The sequence below is a fragment of the Agrococcus sediminis genome, assembly GCF_007923295.1.
In the GTDB taxonomy this organism is placed as follows: domain Bacteria; phylum Actinomycetota; class Actinomycetes; order Actinomycetales; family Microbacteriaceae; genus Agrococcus; species Agrococcus sediminis.
The window spans coordinates 191,027-209,712 of record NZ_VOIR01000016.1; the positions used below are offsets into that span (position 1 = coordinate 191,027).

The window sequence follows — 18,686 nt, forward strand, 5'->3', positions numbered from 1 at the left end:
CGTCAGCGGCCGGAGCGCCGCCGCACGAAGTCCGCGAGGTCGGCCGACTGCGCCTGCCGCGACGGCTCGTGCACGTACATCATGTGCCCGGCCTCGTAGTAGCGGTGCTCGAGGTTCTCGCGCAGCGCCTCCGGGATGCGCAGGTGGGCGACCGAATCCTCCGCGGCCGAGAAGGGCGTCGCGCCGTCGAACCAGCCGTATGCGAAGTGCACCGCGAGGTGCGAATTCTGCCGCATCGCGCGCGAGAGCCGGTCGAGCACGTACACCGGCGCGTTCTCGAACTCCTTGTAGCTCCAGCCCTCGTTCACGCCCTTGCCGAACACGTGGAAGGGGCCGGAGTCGCGCACGCCCAGGTCGTGGTGGAGGTAGTGCTGGTAGGCGGCCGAGTACGGCCCGAGGATCGCGTCCATCGACGGATCCGCGTCCATGTGCTCGGCGATCCCGCTCGCCGCCGGACCCGTGAAGCGGGAGTCGAGCCGGCCGACCGTCAGCCCTCGGTCGCGCAGCAGCTCGCCGAAGTAGCGCCAGTGCTCGATGCGCAGGTCGGCGCCGTCGACGTACGACTCCGACAGGCCGGTCAGGCGCGCGACCGCGGCCACCGCATCCGCCCGCTCCTCGGCCGTCAGGCGGGAGCCCTGGGAGAGCGCGTAGGCGTAGTCGCGCGCGGCGTAGGCGCGTGCCTCGTCGACGACCTCGGCGAGCTCGCGGCCCTCGTGGAAGCCGTGCCGCCAGGCGGTCGCGGCGTAGAACGGCAGGTACAGCGCGTGGGCGCGGTCGCCGCCCCGCTCGAAGTTGGCGGTCGAGAAGTCGAGCACGCTCGAGATGAGCATGAGCCCGTTCAGGTACATGCCGAGCTCCTCCTGCAGCAGCTGGGCGAGCCCGGCCGCGCGGGTGGTGCCGTACGACTCCCCCGCGAGGAACTTCGGGCTCAGCCAGCGGCCCTGCCCCGTCACCCACTGGCGGATGATCTCGGCGACCGACTCGATGTCGGCGGTGAAGCCGTGGAAGTCCTTGGCCTTCTCGCCCTCGACGGGCCGCGAGCGCCCGGTCGAGACGGGGTCGATGAAGACGAGGTCGCTCACGGCGAGCAGCGACTCGGGGTTGTCGACGACCGCGTACGGCGGCGGTGCGAGCTCGCCCGCATCCCCCATCACGACCCGCTTCGGCCCCAGCACGCCCATGTGCAGCCAGACGCTCGCCGAGCCCGGGCCGCCGTTGAACGCGAAGGTCACGGGCCGCTCGGTCGGGTCGGCGTCGTCGAGCGTGTACGCGGTGATCGCGACCTGCGCCCGCGGCTTCCTGCCGCGGAAGACCTCCGACTCGACCTTCTCCTCCCACAGCACCACGCGACCGGCGCGGGCCGTGTAGCGCAGCGTGCCGCCCGGCGTCTCGAGCTCGTGGTGCGTCACGATCAGGTCGTCGGCGACGTGCACCTCGGGCGCATCGGTCTTCGCGGGCTGCGGGGTCTTCTCGGCGTCGTCGCTCACCCGCTCGACGATACGGCCTCGTGCAGCAGCCGGCCGCCGCCGACGACGGCGAGGCGCGGCGGCACCCGCACGAGCGCGTCCATGGCGTGCTCGGCGTCGAGCAGCACGAGGTCGGCACGCGCGCCCGGCACGAGGTCGTGCACCGCGCGGCCGACGAAGGCGCCCGCGTCGCGCGTCGCGAGCTCGACGACCCGCGCGAGGTCGTCGTCGCGCACGATGGACGAGGCCCGCGCGAACTGCCACGCGATGCCGAGGGTGTCGCCCGTGCCGTAGGGGCTCCAGAGGTCGCGGATGCCGTCGGTCCCGAAGGCGAGGCCGACACCGGCCGCGTCGAGCTCGGCCATGGGCAGCTGGGGCAGCCGCAGCGGCGCAACCGTCGTCATCGTGATGCCGAGCTCGCCCATCGCCTGCAGCAGGTCGTGGCGGCGCGCGTCGGGCAGCTGCGCGATCGCGAAGCCGTGCGCGATGTTCACGCGGCCGGCGACCCCGAGCCGCTGCGTGCGCTCGACGATCAGCTCGAGCTGGAAGGCGCCGAGCTCGGCCGCGTCGTGCAGGTGGATGTCGAGGCCGCAGCCGTGGCGCGCCACGAGGTCGAAGATCGCGTCGAGCTGCCCCACGGGGTCGCGGTCGATGGAGGCCGGGTCGAGCCCGCCGATGTGCTCCGCGCCCTCGGCGCCCGCCCGGTCGAGCAGCGCGAGCACGCCGGGGCGTCGCAGCACGCCGTCCTGCGGGAACGCCACGATGGTCGCCTCGACCGCACCCTCGTAGGCGGCCACGGCCTCCCGCACCGCCTCGATGCCCCTGAGGCCGATGCCGGTGTCGACGTCGACGTGCGTGCGGAGCGCGGTCGTGCCGTGCCGCACGTGCGCGTCGAGCACGGCGGCGGTGCGCTCGACGCTCGGGATGCCGAGCTCGTCGCGCCGCGCCCGCTCGTGCCGGATGCGGCCGTCGGTGCCGCCCTCGCCGCCGTACGGCTGCCACGGCAGGCCCATCCACGACTTGTCGACGTGCGCGTGCGCGTTGACGATCGACGGCAGGGCGAGCAGGCCACGTCCGTCGAGCACCGCCGAGTCCGCGGGCGGCTCGCTCCCCGCCGGCCCGCTCCCGGCAGGCTCCAGGGCCGCGATCCGGTCGCCGTCGAGCACGACGTCCACGGCGGGCCCGCCCCACGGCCGCACGTTCCGGATGCGGTCGAGCCGCCGCACGCTCAGGCCTCCCGCGACGCTCGCTCGACCCGCTGCGTGAAGCGGGTCACGCGGCCGAGCAGCGCCGCGCCGCGCGAGGCCACCCGCTCCGGGCTCACGAGATGCGGCGGGCCGGTGCGGATGATGTGCGAGCACGCGAGGTCCTCGCAGATGTACGTGCCGATCGAGCTGCCCGTGTCGCCATCGAGGCTCGCGAGCCGGGCGCTGAACATGCGCACCTGCGTCGCGGGCTGCGTCGAGTGGCACAGCGAGCACATGGCCGCGATGCCGGGGCGCATGCCGCCGGGGGCCGAGCGCACCACCACGCCGATCAGCTCGTCGTCGCGCCAGTGCACGAGGTAGCCGATGCGCGACGACCGCTGGTCGCGCCAGCCGAGGTACTCGCGCTCGGCCCAGATCGTCTCGTGCAGGCCTGGCATCGGCATCTGGTCGAGCTCGCGCTGCGTCGCGTTGACGAAGCAGCTCCGCAGCTCGGTCTCGGTCACCTCGCGCATGCCGACGACGCTATCGGATGCGCGCGGGACGCGTCGGATGCGCGGGAGGGGTTTGCCGCCGTCGGGCCTCCACCCAGGAGAGTCCCGACGGCGGCAAGTCTGTGTCAGGCCGGCTGCAGCTGCCGGGCCTTCGCCATCTGGTCGGCCATGTGCTCGATGACGCGGACGACCTGCGACGAGTAGCCGTACTCGTTGTCGTACCAGACGTAGAGCACGAGGTGCCGGCCGCTCGCGATCGTCGCGAGGCCGTCGACGATGCCGGCGCGGTTGTTGCCGACGAAGTCGGTGGAGACGACCTCGGGCGAGTCGGTGAAGTCGATCTGCGCCCGCAGCTCGCCGGTCAGCGACGTGCGCCGCAGCAGCTCGTTGACCTCGTCGCGGTCGACGTCGTGGCCGAGCGTGAGGTTGAGGATGGCCATCGACACGTCGGGCGTCGGCACCCGGATCGCGTTGCCGGTGAGCTTGCCCTCCAGCTGCGGGAGCGCCTTCGCGACGGCCTTCGCGGCGCCGGTCTCGGTGAGCACCATGTTGAGCGCGGCGGAGCGGCCGCGGCGGGCGCCCTTGTGGAAGTTGTCGATGAGGTTCTGGTCGTTCGTGTACGAGTGCACCGTCTCGACGTGGCCGTGCTCGATGCCGAACGCCTCGTCGATCACCTGCAGCACCGGGGTGATCGCGTTCGTGGTGCAGGAGGCGGCGGTGACGATCGTGTCGTCGGCGGCGATCGTGTCGTGGTTCACGCCGAAGACGATGTTCTTCAGCGGGCTCTTGCCGGGCGCGGTCAGCACCACGCGCTCGACGCCGGGGCATGCGAGGTGCTGCGCGAGGCCCGCCTCGTCGCGCCAGCGGCCGGTGTTGTCGACGACGATCGCGCGCTGGATGCCGTGGGCGGTGTAGTCGACGCTGGTCGGGTCGTCGGAGTAGATGACCTGGATGAGCGTGCCGTTCGCGAGGATCGTGCCCGCCTCGTGGTCGATGTCGATCGTGCCCTGGAAGGCGCCGTGCACCGAGTCGCGGCGCAGCAGGCTCGCGCGCTTCTCGAGGTCGTCGTCGCCGCCGCGGCGCACGACGATCGCGCGCAGGCGCAGGCCCAGGCCGCTGCCGGCGTGGCCGATGAGGATGCGCGCGAGCAGGCGGCCGATGCGGCCGAACCCGTAGAGCACGACGTCGGTGGGCTCGTCCTGCGACCACGAGGGCAGCGCGGCGACGTGCGCGCGCGCCCAGTCCTCGAAGCCCTCCTCGGGCGCCTCGCCGAGGATGACGCCCAGGTCGAGCGAGATGCCGCGGAGTCCCAGCTCGTCGACGATGCGCAGCACCTGCATCGAGTCGTCGATGCGCAGCACGCGCTCGCCCACGCGGCGCGCCCACTTGTGCGCCTTCAGGATCTCGATCGGCGACTGGTTGACGAGCTTCTTGCCGTGCACGTGCGTGACGACGTCGCGCTCCCGGTAGAGGCGGCCGATGATCGGCACGGCGAGCTCGGCCAGGGCGACGCGGTCGAGCCACGCCTGGTGGGCGCTGTCGACCGGGAGTGAGGCTGCGGTGGGCACGTCTTCACGATAGGCAAGCGGATGGGCCGGCACCGGCCGATCCGGGCGTCAGGATGCCCGGATGGTCACCCGTGCGAAACTTCACCGGAAGTTTCGGCGCTCGACGCTCAGTCGACGTAGGACTTGCCGAGCTTCCAGTAGCCGGTGAAGGTGATGCGCCGCTTGTCGACGCCGCGCTCGCGCACGAGGTGCCGCCGGGCGCCGGTGGCGAGCGACTGCTCGCCCGCGTTGTAGGCGTAGCCGAGCTGCTCGGGCATGCGCAGGCCGCGCAGCTCCTCGAGCGCCGCCTGGCCCTCGCGCACGCCGCCGCGCTCGACCCACCGCACGTCGAGGCCCTCGGGCCGCGCGAACTCCTGGATGTCGTCGCGGTGGCCGACCTCGATCACGGCGGTGCCGCGCGCGTCGTCCGCGAGCGAGCCGCAGATGCCGGCGATCGCGGGCAGCACCGACTCGTCGCCGACCATGAGCAGGTCGCCCTCGAGGCCGTCGTCGTTGTAGAGCAGGCCCTCGTCGAGCAGCACGGCGCGCTCGCCGCGCTCGGCCGCGAGCGCCCACGCGGCGCCCGGGCCCGGGTCCTCGTGGCAGACGAAGTCGATGTCGAGCTCACCGGCGTCGAGCCGGAAGCCGCGCACCGTGTAGTTGCGGATCCACGGCCGCTGCGACTCGCGCACCGCGAGGTACTGCGGGAACCAGGTGGAGGGGCTCTCGGGCACCCGCAGGACCTCCTGCCCCTCGCGGCGCATGAAGAAGCGGAACCACTGGTCGTAGCCCTGCGGCGTCATCGCGCCGACCTCGTCGCCGCCGAGCGTGATGCGCCGGATGTGCGGGGAGACCTGCTGGGCGCCGAGCACCTCGAGCTCGATGAACCGAGGGGCCACCGCCGCCACGCGCTCCGGTCCCGCCATGCGCCGCCTCCGAGGTGTCTGAGCCTCAGGTGAGGCAAGCCTTACCTGACCAATGTAGCAAGCCGGGCGCGACGCCGCACGCGCGTACGATCGACGCAGCATGCAGCTCTCTCCGGCCCGGCGCGTCCTGGCGCTCTTCACCCTCGCCCTGGGCGGCTTCGGCATCGGCACCTCCGAGTTCGCGACCATGGGCATCCTCCCCCTCGCCGCGGCCGAGCTCGTGCCCGGCTTCGGCGACGACCCGGCGGTCGGCATCGCGCACGCGGGCTGGATGATCACCGCGTACGCGCTCGGCGTCGTCGTGGGCGCGCCGCTCGTGTCGATCTGGGCGGCCCGGATGTCGCAACGCACGCTCGTGCTGCTGCTCGTCGCAGCCTTCGCAGCCGCGAGCCTCGCGAGCGGGCTCATGCCCACCTTCGAGCTGACGCTCGTCGCGCGCTTCGCCGCCGCCGTGCCCCACGGCGCCTACTTCGGCGTCGCCTCGCTGCTCGCGGCCCGCATCATGGGCCCGGGCCGGCAGGGCGCCGGCATCGCCCTCGCCCTGTCGGGCCTGACGATCGCGAACGTCATCGGCGTGCCGCTCGGCACCTGGCTCGGCCAGGCGGCCGGCTGGCGGTGGACGTACGCCGCGATCGCGGTGATCTTCGCCGCGACGCTCGTGATGGCGCTCGTCGCGCTGCCGCGCGTGCCGGGCGACCCGACGCGCTCCGCGCGGCGCGAGCTCGCCGCGTTCCGCAGCCCGCGCCTCTGGCTCATGATCGCGGTCGCATGCGTCGGCTTCGGCGGCTTCTTCGCCGTCTACTCCTATGCCGCCGAGATCGTCACGCGCGTGGCGCTGCTGCCCGAGTCGGCGATCGCGTGGCTGCTGATGACGATCGGGCTCGGCATGACGATCGGCAACGTCGTCGGCGGCTGGGCGAGCGACCGGAGCCTGCGCCGCACCATCCTCATCGCGTTCCCGCTGCTGATCGCGGCGCTCGCGCTCTTCGGGCTGCTCGGCGCCAACCCGGTCGCGATGTACGTGCTCGGCTTCCTCATCGGCGGGGCCGGCTCGGCCCTCACCCCCACGATCCAGGCCCGCATCATCCGCATCGCGGGCGAGGCCGAGCTGCTCGGCGCGGCCACGAACCACGCGGCGTTCAACGTCGGCAACGCGCTCGGCGCGACGCTCGGCGGCGCCGTCATCGGCGCGGGCTACGGCTACCTCGCGCCCGCGTGGCTCGGCGTCGCGCTCGCCGCGCTCGGCTTCGCGCTCGCGCTCTGGAGCATCGCGATCGACCGGCGCGGCCCCGACACCGCTGCGCACCACATCGTCGCGACCGTGCTCGGCCCGACCACGGCCGGCATCGAGGTGATCGACCGGTGAGCGAGCCGACCGCCTGGGCGACGCTGCTCTGGGACGACCCGATCACGCCGCAGGCGTACGTCGTGCACGTGCTCGTGCGCCGCTTCGGGCTCGACCGCGAGCGAGCGGGCGAGCTCATGGCGCAGGCCGAGCGCGACGGCCGCGCCGAGGTCGCGCGCGGCGCCCGGGAGGAGCAGGAGATGCTCGTCGCCGGCCTGCACGCCGACGGCCTCGTCGCGACGCTCGAGCGGGTGCAGCCGTGAGGGCGTGGCGCCGCGACGGCGATGTCGCACGCTGCTCGATGCTCGTCGACGAGGCCGACCTGCTCGCGACCCTCGGGCGCCAGGTGCTGGGCCTGCACCGCGCGGTCGCCGACGGGCGCGCGATCGCCGACGACCCGGTGATGGCCCGCCTCTACCCGGCCGCCTACGCCGACCCGCAGGACGCGGCAGAGTTCCGCCGCCTGGCCTCCGTCGACATCGCAGGCGAGCGCATCCGCTCCATGACCCGCATGGTCGCCGACCTCGAGGCGGCGCTGCCGACCGAGGTCGACGGCGACGAGGTCGAGCTCGAGGTCGACGAGGAGGGGGCGGATGCGTGGCTGCGGTCGCTCGGGGAGGTGCGGCTCGTGCTGCACGTGCGCACCTCGCAGGAGCCGGGCCAGCTGCATCCCGACGTCACCGACGACGACATCGCGCAGTTCCGCGACGTCGCCGACTGGGTGCTGTTCGTGCAGGGCACGCTGCTGGAGGCGCTGGATGGGAGGATCGGGGGATGAGGTTCCTGTCGATCCAGTCGCACGTCGCCTACGGCCACGTCGGCAACTCCGCCGCCGTCTTCCCGCTCCAGCGCATGGGCCACGAAGTGTGGCCCGTGCTCACCGTCAACTTCTCCAACCACACCGGCTACGGCTCGTGGGGCGGCCCGCTCATCCCCGCCGACGACGTGCGCGCGGTCGTCGCGGGGATCGAGGAGCGCGGGGTGCTCGGCACCGTCGACGGCGTGCTCTCGGGCTACCTCGGCGGCGAGGAGATCGTCGACGTCGTGCTCGACGCCGTCGCGCGCGTCAAGGCCGCGAACCCGGCCGCCACGTACACGTGCGACCCCGTCATGGGCAACGCGAAGTCGGGCTGCTTCGTCGCGCCGACGATCCCGCCGCTCATCCGCGAGCGGGCGCTCCCCCACGCCGACATCCTCACGCCCAACCAGTTCGAGCTCGGGTTCATGACGGGCACCGATCCGGACACCATCGCGTCGACGCTCGACTCGGTCGACCGCGTGCGCGACCTGGGACCGCGCACCGTGCTCGTGACGAGCGTGCTGCGGCCCGACCGCGAGGCCGACACCATCGAGATGCTCGCGGTCGACGACGAGGGCGCGTGGCTGCTGCAGACGTCGCACCTGCCGTTCAAGGCCAACGGCTCCGGCGACGTCACGAGCGCCGTCTTCACCGCGCACTACCGCGAGACCGGCTCCGCGGCGACCGCGCTCGAGCGCACCGCCTCGAGCGTCTTCGACCTGCTGCAGACGACCCTCGAGTCGGGCGAGCGCGAGCTGCGCCTCGTGCAGGCGCAGGACGCGTTCGCGCACCCGCGCATGCAGTTCCGGGCCAGGCAGGTGCGCTGAGCGCGCCGCTCACCGCCACCCGCTCGCCCGCTCCCCGCTCGTCGAGCAGGCCCGAAGGGCCGCATCGAGACGCGACCCACCCGGTCTCGATACACCGCCTCCGGCGGCTGCTCGACCAACGGGACCGCGCCCACCCGCTCGTCGAGCAGGCCCCCACCCGCTCGTCGAGCAGGCCCCCACCCGCTCGTCGAGTAGGCCCTCACCCGCTCGTCGAGTAGGCCCGAAGGGCCGTATCGAGACGCGACCGACCCGGTCTCGATACGCCGCCTACGGCGGCGCGCCCTCCCGCTCGTCGAGTAGGCCCGCAGGGCCGTATCGAGACGCGACCCACCCGGTCTCGATACGCCGCCTCCGGCGGCTACTCGACCAACGGGACCGCGCCCACCCGCTCGTCGAGTAGGCCCGAAGGGCCGTATCGAGACGCGACCCACCCGGTCTCGATACGCCGCCTTCGGCGGCTGCTCGACCAGCGAGTTCAGCGGCGCTCGCGCTTCTCCCGGACACGCATGTTGACCTGGATCGGCGTGCCCTCGAAGCCGTAGTCCTCGCGCAGGCGCCGCTGGATGAAGCGGCGGTACTGCGGGTCGAGGAACCCGGTCGTGAAGAGCACGAATGTCGGCGGCCGCGTCGACGCCTGCGTGGCGAAGAGGATGCGCGGCTGCTTGCCGCCGCGCAGCGGGTGCGGGTGCGCCGACACGATGTCGGCGATGAAGGCGTTGAGCTTGCCGGTCGGGATGCGCGTGTCCCACGAGTCGAGCGCGAGCTCGAGCGCGGGCACGAGCTTCTCGAGATGGCGGCCGGTGCGCGCGGAGATGTTGACGCGCGGCGCCCAGTCGACGTGGCCGAGGTCCTGCTCGATCTCCCGCTCGAGGTAGCGGCGGCGCTCGTCGTCGAGCTGGTCCCACTTGTTGAACGCGAGCACGAGCGCGCGCCCCGACTCGAGCACGAGGTCGACGATGCGCACGTCCTGCTCCGAGATGGGCTCCGTCACGTCGATGAGCACGACCGCGACCTCCGCCTTCTCGAGCGCGGCCTGCGTGCGGAGCGTCGCGTAGAAGTCGGCGCCCTGCTGCAGGTGCACGCGGCGGCGGATGCCGGCGGTGTCGACGAAGCGCCAGACGCGGCCGCCGAGCTCGATCTGCTCGTCGACGGGGTCGCGCGTCGTGCCCGCGATCTCGTTGACGACCACGCGCTCCTCGCCGGCCGCCTTGTTGAGCAGCGACGACTTGCCGACGTTGGGGCGGCCCAGCAGCGCCACGCGGCGCGGGCCTCCCAGCTCCTCCTTCGCGACCGCCGAGACCTCGGGCAGCAGCTCCATGGCCGCGTCGAGCAGATCGGCGACGCCGCGGCCGTGCACGGCCGAGACGGGGTGCGGCTCGCCGAGGCCGAGACTCCACAGCGACGCGGCCTCGAGGTCGCGGCGGGCGTCGTCGGCCTTGTTGGCGACGAGCAGCACGGGCCGGTTCGACTGGCGCAGCATCCGCACGACGTGCTCGTCGGTCGAAGTGGGGCCGACGTTCACGTCGACGACGAACAGCACCGCGTCGGCCAGGTCGACCGCGACCTCCGCCTGCAGCGCGACCGAGCGGTCGATGCCGCGCGCGTCGGGCTCCCAGCCGCCGGTGTCGACGACGGTGAACGGCCGGCCGTTCCACTCCGCCTTGTAGGTGACGCGGTCGCGCGTCACGCCCGGCGTGTCCTCGACGACGGCCTCGCGGCGGCCGAGGATGCGGTTGACGAGCGCCGACTTGCCGACGTTGGGCCGCCCGACGATCGCGAGCACCGGCAGCGCGGGCAGCACGCGCAGCGCATCCGGGCCCGCCTCGGCGAGCTCGAGGAGCGCGGCGTCCTCGGCGTCGAGCTCGTAGTCCGACAGCCCCGCGCGGAGCGCGGCGACGCGCGCCTCGTCGGTCTCGTAGGCGTCGGCCGGGCCGGCCTCGTGCTCGATCTCTTCGTTCATCGGTCCCTCTTCAGAATGCATGCTCATGAGACGCGATCGCGCACGAGGCGGACGATCGCGTCGACGGTCTCGTCGAACGTCAGGTCGGTGGAGTCGACGACGGTCACGCCGTCGGCTGCGGTCAGGAAGTCGATCACCTTCGAGTCGGAGGCGTCGCGCGCCGCGAGGCGCGCACCCACCTGGAACTCGTCGCCGCCGACGTCGCCGAAGCGGCGGCGGATGCGCACGGCCTCGTCGGCCGTCAGCAGCACCCGCACGTCGGCGTCGGGCGCGACGACCGTGGTGATGTCGCGGCCCTCGGCGACGATGCCGGGCTCGGCGTCGGCGATGATCGCGCGGAAGCGCTCGTTCACGGCGCTGCGGGCGGGGAGCGTGCGCGCGACGCCCGAGACGGCGGCCGAGATGCGCTCGCTGCGGATCGCCTCGGTCACGTCGTGCCCGTCGATGGCGACGCGCTGCCCCGCAGGCTCGACGGTGAGCTCGAGCGTGCCGAGCCGCTCGAGCGCCGCGAGCACGGTGGGCTCGTCGTCGGTGTCGCCGCCGCGCTCGAGCACGAGCCAGGCGAGCGCGCGGTAGGCGGCGCCCGTGTCGAGGAAGCGGAAGCCCAGCTCGCGGGCGACGGCGCGCGCGACCGACGACTTGCCGCTGCCGGCGGGGCCGTCGATCGCGACCACGGTCGCTCGGCGCTCGGCGCTCATGCGACCACCTGCCAGCCCAGCTCCTCGAGCGCGTCGTGCAGGCGCTGCACGGCCTCGGGGAGCACGGTGATCTCGGCGACGCCGAACTGGGCGCCCTCCGCGTGGTCGATGCGCACGTCCTCGAGGTTCACCTCGGCGTCGCCGATGTCGGCGAGCAGCCGCGCGAGCTGGCCCGGGCGGTCGTCGACGCGCACCTGCACGCGGGTGAAGCGGGCGTGCGTGCCGTGCTTGCCCGGCAGGCGCGCGACGCCCTCGTTGCCGGCCCGCAGCGCATCCGCCACCGCCTTGCGGCTGCCGGATGCGTCGACGTCGTCGAGCGCGTCGACGAGCGTCGCGAGGTCGGTCTGCAGGGCTCGCAGCTGCTCGACGACCGCCGGCGCGTTCGCGCCGAGGATCTGGATCCAGAGCGCCGGGTCGCTCGCCGCGACGCGCGTGACGTCGCGCACGCCGCCGCCGGCGAGGCGGAGCGCCTCGTCGGGCGCGTCGGCGAGGCGCGCGGCCATGAGCGAGGAGACGAGCTGCGGCAGGTGGCTGACGATCGCGACGGCGCGGTCGTGCTCCTCGGGCGTCGACTCGATCGGCACGGCGCCGAGGTCGAGGATGAGGTCGTCGACGAGGCTGCCGCGCTCGTAGGAGATGCCGTCGTGGCCGGCGATCACCCATGGCCGGCCGACGAAGAGGTCGCCGGAGCCGGCGAGCGCGCCGGAGCGCTCCCTGCCGGCCATGGGGTGCGTGCCGAGGTAGCGGCTGATGTCGGCGCCGAGCGCGCGCAGCTCGGCGAGCGGCACGGCCTTCACCGACGCGACGTCGGCGACCACCGCATCCGGGAACGCCTCGAGCTCGCGGGCGACGACCTGCGCGGTGACGTCGGGCGGCACGGCGACGACGATGAGCTCCGGGGCGTCGCCGGGCTCGGCGGGGCGGCCCGCGCCGTAGTCGGCGGCGAGCCGCATCGCGGTGGGGCTCGCGTCGGCGAGCTGCACCTCGACGCCGCGGGCGGCGAGCCCGAGGCCGATGGAGGTGCCGAGCAGCCCGGTGCCGACGATGCGGACGGGGCCGCGCAGTCGGTGGGTCACGAGGGCTCCTTGCTGGCTGCTGGCTTACGGCGCCGATCGCGAGAGCGTGAGGATGGCACCGCGCTCCATGCTAGTGAGTTCGCGCACCGCGCCCGACCGCAGGGTGCCGAGGTGCAGCGGTCCGAAGCTGCGCCGCACGAGCTCGACGACCGGGTGCCCGACGTGGTCGAGCATGCGCCGGACGATGCGGTTGCGGCCCGAGTGCAGGGTCAGCTCGACGATCGAGTGCCCCTGCGAGGGGCGGCCGACGAGGCGCGCCGCATCGGCGTGGATCTCGCCGTCCTCGAGCTCGAAGCCGTCGAGCAGCCGCCGGATGGTGCGCTGGTCGACCGCGCCGCGCACCTTCGCGACGTAGGTCTTCTCGACGCCGAACGACGGGTGCGCGAGCACGTGCGCGAGCTCGCCGTCGTTCGTCAGCAGCAGCAGGCCCGAGGTGTCGCTGTCGAGGCGGCCCACGTTGTAGACGCGCTCCCCCACCCGGTCGGTGAACTCGCGCAGGTCGCGGCGGCCGCGCTCGTCGCTCATGGTCGAGACGACGCCGGTGGGCTTGTTGAGCATGAGGTAGCGCTTCGTGGTGTCGAGCTGCACCGCGGTGCCGTCGACCGTCACACGGGCGTCGGGGCGGATGCGCGTGCCGAGCTCGGTCACGACGCGCCCGTCGACCTCGATGCGGCCGGCGACGATCATGTCCTCGACCACGCGGCGGCTGGCGACGCCGGCGGCCGCGAGGACCTTCTGGAGGCGCTCGCCCTCGATGGCGGTCATGCGAGCACGTCCTCTTCCCCGTCGGGCAGCAGCGGCGAGATCGGCGGCAGCTCGTCGAGCGAGTTGAGGCCGAGCTGCGTCAGCAGCAGCTCGCTCGTCTCGTAGTGGATGGCGCCCGTCTCGCTGTCGGCGAAGGCCTCCCGGATGAGGCCGCGACCGAGCAAGGTGCGCACGACCGAGTCGACGTTGACGGCGCGGATGGCCGCGACCGCGCCGCGCGTGATCGGCTGCTTGTAGGCGATCACCGCGAGCGTCTCGAGCGCGGCCTGCGACAGCCGCGTGGGCGTCTGCGTGAGCACGAAGTCGGTCGCGTCGGCGTCGTACTCGGCGCGCACGTACACGCGCCAGCCGCCGCCGACCTCGCGCAGCTCGAAGCCCCGCTGGGGCCCCGCGCCCTCGCCGTCGTAGTCGGCGCGCAGCGCCTCGATCGCGGCCTTCACCGCCGGCACCGGCACGCGCAGCGACGTCGCGAGGTGCACGGCGCCCTGCGGCTCGTCGGCGACCATGAGGATCGCCTCGATGCGGCGCTCGAGCGGCAGGTGCGACCGGTCGGCGGCGGCCTCGCCCGCCTCCTCGGCCCTGGCCGGCGCATCCGTCTCATGCATGGTCATAGTCTGCCCCCAGGGCGACGAGGTCCTCGTCGCGGAAGTCGTGGCCGGTCCAGCTGAGCGAGAGCTCGCCGAGCGGCTCGAGCTGCTCGAAGGTGATCGCCGCGTGCCGGTAGAGCTCGAGCACGGCGAGGAAGCGCGCGACGATCACGCCGCGCGTCGCCTCGCCGGCGATGAGCTCGCGGAACGTGGTCGTGCCCGCCTGCCGCAGCCGCGCGACGATGTGCGCCGCCTGCTCGCGGATCGACACGAGCGGCGCGTGCAGGTGCGTCAGGCCCACCGTCGGCAGCTCCTTCGGCGTGAGCGCGAGGAGCGCGAGCGCCGCGAAGTCGTCGGCCGACAGCGTCCAGCGCAGCTCGGGCGTGCGCTGCCGGAAGCGCTCCTCGAGCCGCACCGAGCGCGCGTGGCGGCTCGACTCCGCGGCGAGCCGCTCGGCCATCCACAGCGCCGCCTGCTTGAACGCGCGGTACTGCAGCAGCCGCGCGAACAGCAGGTCGCGCGCCTCGAGCAGCGCCACGTCCTCGCTGTCGACGACGTCGCCGGCGGGCAGCAGCGACGCAATCTTGAGGTCGAGCAGCGTCGCCGCGACGACGATGAACTCGCTCGCCTGCTCGAGCTCCTCGTGGGTGTCGAGCGTGCGCACGTAGGCGATGAACTCGTCGGTGACGCGCGAGAGGGCGATCTCGGTGACGTCCATCGACCGGTTGCCGATGAGCGTCAGCAGCAGGTCGAACGGACCGTCGAAGTTGTCGAGCGCGAGGCGGAACCCGCGCTCCTCGTCGGCGCCGTCGGGCTCAGGCGATGGAGCCACGGGCGATCAGCTCGCGCGCGAGCTGGCGGTAGATCTCCGCCGCCGCGTGGTCGGGCGCGAACTGCGTGACCGGGATGCCCGCGACGGATGCGTCGGGGAACTTGACCGTGCGGCGCACGACCGTCTCGAGCACGGTGTCGCCGAACGCGCCCACGACGCGCTCCATGACCTCGCGGGCGTGGAGCGTGCGGGCGTCGTACATGGTGACGAGGATGCCGTCGAGCTGCAGCGCCGGGTTGAGGCGGTCCTGCACCTTCTCGATCGTCTCCTTCAGCAGCGCGACGCCGCGGAGGGCGAAGAACTCGCTCTCGAGCGGGATGAGCACGCCGTGCGCGGCGGTGAGCGCGTTCACCGTCAGCAGGCCGAGCGACGGCTGGCAGTCGATGAGGATGAGGTCGTAGTCGTCGGCGACGCGGCGCAGCACGCGCGAGAGGATCTGCTCGCGCGCGACCTCGTTGACGAGGTGCACCTCGGCGGCCGACAGGTCGATGTTGGCCGGGATGACGTCGAGGCCCTCGACGCTCGTCGACTGGATCGCCTCGCGCGGGTCGAGGCGCGGGTTCAGCAGCAGGTCGTAGATCGTCGTCGCGTCGTGGTTGTCGACGCCGAGGCCCGCCGAGAGCGCGCCCTGCGGGTCGAAGTCGATCGCGAGCACGCGGCGGCCGTACTCGGCGACCGCGGCGCCGAGGTTGATCGTCGTGGTCGTCTTGCCCACGCCGCCCTTCTGGTTGCACATGGTGACGATGCGCGCGGGGCCGTGGCTGCGCAGCGGCTCGGGCTGCGGGAAGTCGCGGTGGGGACGCCCGGTGGGCCCGAGCGAAGGTGCCTCCATGCCGGCCAGGGTCTCGTTGCGCGTGCTCACGCCCCCGAGTCTAGGAACGCCGCGCGCCTTCGCCGCGCAGGCGGGCGCGGCGTGTATCTCAACCTCTGGTTGAGCCTCAGCGCGCGCGGGGGTGCGCCGTCGTGTACATGTCGCGCAGCGTGTCGGCGGTCACCTGCGTGTAGATCTGCGTCGTCGCGACGGATGCGTGGCCCAGCAGCTCCTGCACGACGCGCACGTCGGCGCCGCCCTCGAGCAGGTGCGTGGCGAACGAGTGGCGGAAGGTGTGCGGCGAGACGTGCTCGACGCCCGCCTCGTCGGCGACCCGCTGGATGATCTCCCACGCCGCCTGGCGCGAGAGGCGGCCGCCCCGCGCGCCGAGCAGCAGCGCCGGCGTGCCGCGCCCCTTCGCCGCGAGCGCCGCCCTCCCCCGCACGAGCCACGCATCCGTCGCCCGGCGCGCGTACGAGCCGACGGGCACGAGGCGCTGCTTCGCGCCCTTGCCCGTCACGCGCACGAGCTGCTGCTCGTCGGCCGTGGCCGCCAGGTCGTCGACGTCGAGCCCGACGACCTCCGAGATTCGGGCGCCCGTGGCGTAGAGCAGCTCGAGCAGCGCCCGGTCGCGCAGCCCCGCGGGGTCGTCGCCGCCCGCGGCCTCGAGCAGCCGCTGCATCTGCGCGACCGAGATCGCCTTCGGCAGCCGCTGCGGCAGCTTCGGCGGCCGCTGGTCCTTCGCGACGTCCTCGGCGGCCACCCGCTCGTCGACGAGCCACCGGTGCAGCGCCTTCACGGCCGACAGGTGGCGCGCGACCGACGACGCGGCCAGCCCTCTGCCTGCGAGCGCGGCGCGGAAGGCCGCGACGTCGTCGCCCGCGATCGCCGACGCATCCGTCACGCCCCGCCCCTCGAGCACGGCGAGGTAGCCGCCGAGGTCGCGCCGGTACGCGGCGACGGTGTGCTGCGAGAGGCCGCGCTCGATCGCGAGCTGCCGCAGCAGCCGGTCGACCGCCTGCGCGGGCGTCATGGCCGACCGGTCACGGCCGGTGGGCCGGATGCCAGTCGAACGGCGCGTCGACGGGGTGCGGCGAGGCGCCGCGGGCGCGCATCGCCTCGAGGGCGAGCACCGCCGAGAGCAGCGTCGCGTTGTGGAGGCGCATCGCGAGCGCCGCGTCGACGACCTCGGCGAGCGGCACCCACCGGCGCTCCATCTCGGCCTCCTCGTGCGTGCGCTCGAACGCCTCCGGCAGCTCGCGCACGTCGGTCGCGAGGTAGACCCGGATGATCTCGGTCGAGCCGCCGCCCGTGGTCGAGACGTCGAGCAGCGTCCGCCAGGTGTCCGCGGCGAGGTCGGTCTCCTCGGCGAGCTCGCGCTGCGCCGCCGCGAGGGGATCCTCCCCGTGCACGTCGAGCAGGCCCGCAGGCAGCTCCCACAGGGTGCCGCCGGCCGGGTGCCGGTACTGGTGCACGAGGCACACCTCGTCCCGGTCGTTCATCGCGACGACCGCCACGGCGCCGGGGTGCACGACCACCTCGCGGCGGATGCGCTCGCCGCCGAGCTCGAACTCCTGCCCCTCGACGTCCCACACCCGGCCCGCGAACAGCTGCTCGCGGGCGAGCACCGGCTGCTGGCCGAGCGCGTCGGCGAGCATCAGGCCGTCTCGTCGTCGGTCTCGTCGAAGAGCTTCGAGGCGCGCTGGCGCTCGAGGGCGGCGGCGACGAGGCCGCGGAAGAGCGGATGCGCGCGGTTCGGCCGGCTGCGCAGCTCGGGGTGCGCCTGCGTGGCGATGTAGAACGGGTGGCCCGGCAGCTCGACGTACTCGACGAGGTGCCCGTCGGGCGAGAGGCCGCTGAAGGCGAGGCCAGCGGCGGCGATCTCGTCGCGGTAGGCGTTGTTCACCTCGTAGCGGTGCCGGTGGCGCTCGTGCGAGACGGTGTCGCCGTAGAGCTCGGCCGCGAGCGAGCCCTCGGCGAGCTTCGCCTCGTACAGGCCCAGGCGCATCGTGCCGCCCAGGTCGCCGCCGTGGATGTGCTGCTCCTGCTCGGCCATCGTCGCGATGACCGGCGCGGGCGTGCCCTCGTCGAACTCGGTCGACGACGCGCCCTCGATGCCGGCCAGGTTGCGGGCGGCCTCGATGACCATGCACTGCAGGCCGAGGCAGATGCCGAGCGTGGGGATCTCGTTCTCGCGCGTGAACCTCAGCGCGCCGAGCTTGCCCTCGATGCCGCGGATGCCGAAGCCGCCGGGCACGATGATGCCGTCGAGCTCGCCGAGCTGGGCCGCCGCGCCGTCGTGCGTCTCGCAGTCGTCCGACCGGATCCAGCGGATGTTGACCTTGGTCTGGTTCGCGAACCCGCCGGCCTTCACCGCCTCGGTCACCGACAGGTACGCATCCGGCAGATCGATGTACTTGCCGACGAGGCCGATCGTCACCTCGTGCTTCGGGTGGTGCACGCCGTCGAGCACGGGCTGCCAGCGCGACCAGTCGATGTCCCCGGCCTCGAGGCCGAGCTGCCCGATGATGTACGCGTCGAGGCCCTGCTCGGTGAGCATCGTGGGGATGTCGTAGATGGAGGGCTTGTCGATCGCATTGACGACCGCCTCCTCCTCGACGTCGCACATGAGCGCGATCTTCTTGCGGTTCGCGTCGCTCACGGGCCGGTCGCTGCGCAGCACGAGCGCGTCGGGCTGGATGCCGATCGAGCGCAGCGTCGCGACGGAGTGCTGCGTCGGCTTCGTCTTCTGCTCGCCGGAGGCGCCGAGGAACGGCACGAGCGAGACGTGCACGAAGAAGACGTTCTGGCGGCCCAGCTCGTGGCGGATCTGCCGCGCCGACTCGATGAACGGCTGCGACTCGATGTCGCCGACCGTGCCGCCGATCTCGGTGATGATGACGTCGGGCTGCGGCTGCTGCTCGGCCTGCAGGCGCATGCGCCGCTTGATCTCGTCGGAGATGTGCGGGATGACCTGCACCGTGTCGCCGAGGTACTCGCCGCGGCGCTCGCGCTCGATGACGCGCGAGTAGATCTGGCCGGTCGTGACGTTGGCGGCCTGCGAGAGGTTGACGTCGAGGAAGCGCTCGTAGTGGCCGATGTCCAGGTCGGTCTCGGCGCCGTCGTCGGTGACGAACACCTCGCCGTGCTGGAACGGGTTCATCGTGCCCGGGTCGACGTTGAGGTACGGGTCGAGCTTCTGCATGACCACGTGCAGGCCGCGGGCGGTGAGCAGGTTGCCGAGCGACGCGGCCGTCAGCCCCTTGCCGAGCGACGAGACGACGCCTCCGGTGACGAAGATCTGCTTGGTCACCTTGGCCGGCGCTGCGGTCCCGTTTGCACTGTGGT

General features: G+C 73.2%; 19 protein-coding genes. 4 read left to right on the forward strand and 15 right to left on the reverse strand.

Features of this window, described 5'->3' with window-relative positions; all coding sequences use genetic code 11:
* Positions 1-2 precede the first annotated feature (2 nt).
* The 5 genes from FQ330_RS11525 to FQ330_RS11545 form a co-directional block, all read right to left on the reverse strand.
* Complete coding sequence (locus FQ330_RS11525; RefSeq protein WP_225792836.1) at positions 3-1,487, reverse strand: S10 family peptidase; 1,485 nt, start codon at positions 1,485-1,487, stop codon at positions 3-5.
* On the reverse strand, positions 1,484-2,692 hold the full coding sequence (locus FQ330_RS11530; RefSeq protein ID WP_225792837.1) for an amidohydrolase family protein: 1,209 nt from the start codon (positions 2,690-2,692) through the stop codon (positions 1,484-1,486). Before FQ330_RS11530 ends, FQ330_RS11525 begins: the two co-directional genes overlap by 4 nt.
* Before the next feature lie 2 nt (positions 2,693-2,694).
* Positions 2,695-3,186, reverse strand: coding sequence for an FBP domain-containing protein (locus tag FQ330_RS11535; protein WP_128189287.1), 492 nt, complete (start codon positions 3,184-3,186; stop codon positions 2,695-2,697).
* 104 nt (positions 3,187-3,290) lie between these two features.
* Positions 3,291-4,733 (reverse strand): glyceraldehyde-3-phosphate dehydrogenase, encoded by a 1,443-nt coding sequence (locus tag FQ330_RS11540; protein ID WP_146357685.1) that lies wholly within the window; start codon positions 4,731-4,733, stop codon positions 3,291-3,293.
* A 107-nt stretch (positions 4,734-4,840) separates the two neighbouring features.
* Positions 4,841-5,638 (reverse strand): siderophore-interacting protein, encoded by a 798-nt coding sequence (locus FQ330_RS11545; protein WP_146357687.1) that lies wholly within the window; start codon positions 5,636-5,638, stop codon positions 4,841-4,843.
* Positions 5,639-5,738: 100 nt separating this feature from the next.
* Here FQ330_RS11545 and FQ330_RS11550 point away from each other — a divergent pair, with 100 nt between their 5' ends.
* The 4 genes from FQ330_RS11550 to pdxY are packed head-to-tail and all read left to right on the forward strand — an operon-like array spanning position 5,739 to position 8,609.
* Entirely contained in the window at positions 5,739-7,004 is a 1,266-nt protein-coding gene (locus tag FQ330_RS11550; RefSeq protein ID WP_146357689.1) for an MFS transporter, read from the forward strand.
* On the forward strand, positions 7,001-7,246 hold the full coding sequence (locus FQ330_RS11555) for an ATP-dependent Clp protease adaptor ClpS (RefSeq protein WP_128189291.1): 246 nt from the start codon (positions 7,001-7,003) through the stop codon (positions 7,244-7,246). Before FQ330_RS11550 ends, FQ330_RS11555 begins: the two co-directional genes overlap by 4 nt.
* Positions 7,243-7,761, forward strand: a complete 519-nt coding sequence (locus FQ330_RS11560; protein WP_449683760.1) for a DUF2017 family protein — start codon at positions 7,243-7,245, stop codon at positions 7,759-7,761. The genes FQ330_RS11555 and FQ330_RS11560 overlap by 4 nt, the downstream gene beginning before the upstream one ends.
* Complete coding sequence (pdxY, locus tag FQ330_RS11565; protein WP_146357693.1) at positions 7,758-8,609, forward strand: pyridoxal kinase PdxY; 852 nt, start codon at positions 7,758-7,760, stop codon at positions 8,607-8,609. Before FQ330_RS11560 ends, pdxY begins: the two co-directional genes overlap by 4 nt.
* A 475-nt stretch (positions 8,610-9,084) precedes the next feature.
* Here pdxY and der read toward each other — a convergent pair whose 3' ends face one another.
* The 10 genes from der to FQ330_RS11615 all read right to left on the reverse strand — a co-directional run bounded on the left by der (position 9,085) and on the right by FQ330_RS11615 (position 18,651).
* Positions 9,085-10,569 carry a ribosome biogenesis GTPase Der gene (gene der, locus FQ330_RS11570; protein ID WP_146357695.1) on the reverse strand — a complete coding sequence of 495 codons (1,485 nt, stop codon included), beginning with the start codon at positions 10,567-10,569 and terminating at the stop codon, positions 9,085-9,087.
* Between the two features lie 23 nt (positions 10,570-10,592).
* Positions 10,593-11,267, reverse strand: a complete 675-nt coding sequence (gene cmk, locus FQ330_RS11575) for a (d)CMP kinase (protein ID WP_128189295.1) — start codon at positions 11,265-11,267, stop codon at positions 10,593-10,595.
* Positions 11,264-12,343 (reverse strand): prephenate dehydrogenase, encoded by a 1,080-nt coding sequence (locus tag FQ330_RS11580; protein WP_240671312.1) that lies wholly within the window; start codon positions 12,341-12,343, stop codon positions 11,264-11,266. The genes cmk and FQ330_RS11580 overlap by 4 nt, the downstream gene beginning before the upstream one ends.
* Positions 12,344-12,367: 24 nt before the next feature.
* Positions 12,368-13,108 carry a pseudouridine synthase gene (locus FQ330_RS11585; protein WP_146357697.1) on the reverse strand — a complete coding sequence of 247 codons (741 nt, stop codon included), beginning with the start codon at positions 13,106-13,108 and terminating at the stop codon, positions 12,368-12,370.
* Positions 13,105-13,719 carry an SMC-Scp complex subunit ScpB gene (gene scpB, locus FQ330_RS11590; RefSeq protein ID WP_146357699.1) on the reverse strand — a complete coding sequence of 205 codons (615 nt, stop codon included), beginning with the start codon at positions 13,717-13,719 and terminating at the stop codon, positions 13,105-13,107. Before scpB ends, FQ330_RS11585 begins: the two co-directional genes overlap by 4 nt.
* Positions 13,706-14,527, reverse strand: a complete 822-nt coding sequence (locus FQ330_RS11595) for a segregation and condensation protein A (RefSeq protein WP_128189298.1) — start codon at positions 14,525-14,527, stop codon at positions 13,706-13,708. The genes scpB and FQ330_RS11595 overlap by 14 nt, the downstream gene beginning before the upstream one ends.
* On the reverse strand, positions 14,511-15,359 hold the full coding sequence (locus FQ330_RS11600) for a ParA family protein (RefSeq protein WP_128189313.1): 849 nt from the start codon (positions 15,357-15,359) through the stop codon (positions 14,511-14,513). Before FQ330_RS11600 ends, FQ330_RS11595 begins: the two co-directional genes overlap by 17 nt.
* Before the next feature lie 106 nt (positions 15,360-15,465).
* Complete coding sequence (gene xerD, locus FQ330_RS11605) at positions 15,466-16,371, reverse strand: site-specific tyrosine recombinase XerD (RefSeq protein ID WP_146357701.1); 906 nt, start codon at positions 16,369-16,371, stop codon at positions 15,466-15,468.
* A 10-nt stretch (positions 16,372-16,381) separates the two neighbouring features.
* Positions 16,382-16,996, reverse strand: a complete 615-nt coding sequence (locus tag FQ330_RS11610; RefSeq protein ID WP_146357703.1) for an NUDIX domain-containing protein — start codon at positions 16,994-16,996, stop codon at positions 16,382-16,384.
* Positions 16,996-18,651, reverse strand: coding sequence for a CTP synthase (locus FQ330_RS11615; RefSeq protein WP_164877090.1), 1,656 nt, complete (start codon positions 18,649-18,651; stop codon positions 16,996-16,998). Before FQ330_RS11615 ends, FQ330_RS11610 begins: the two co-directional genes overlap by 1 nt.
* Between the last annotated feature and the right edge of the window lie 35 nt (positions 18,652-18,686).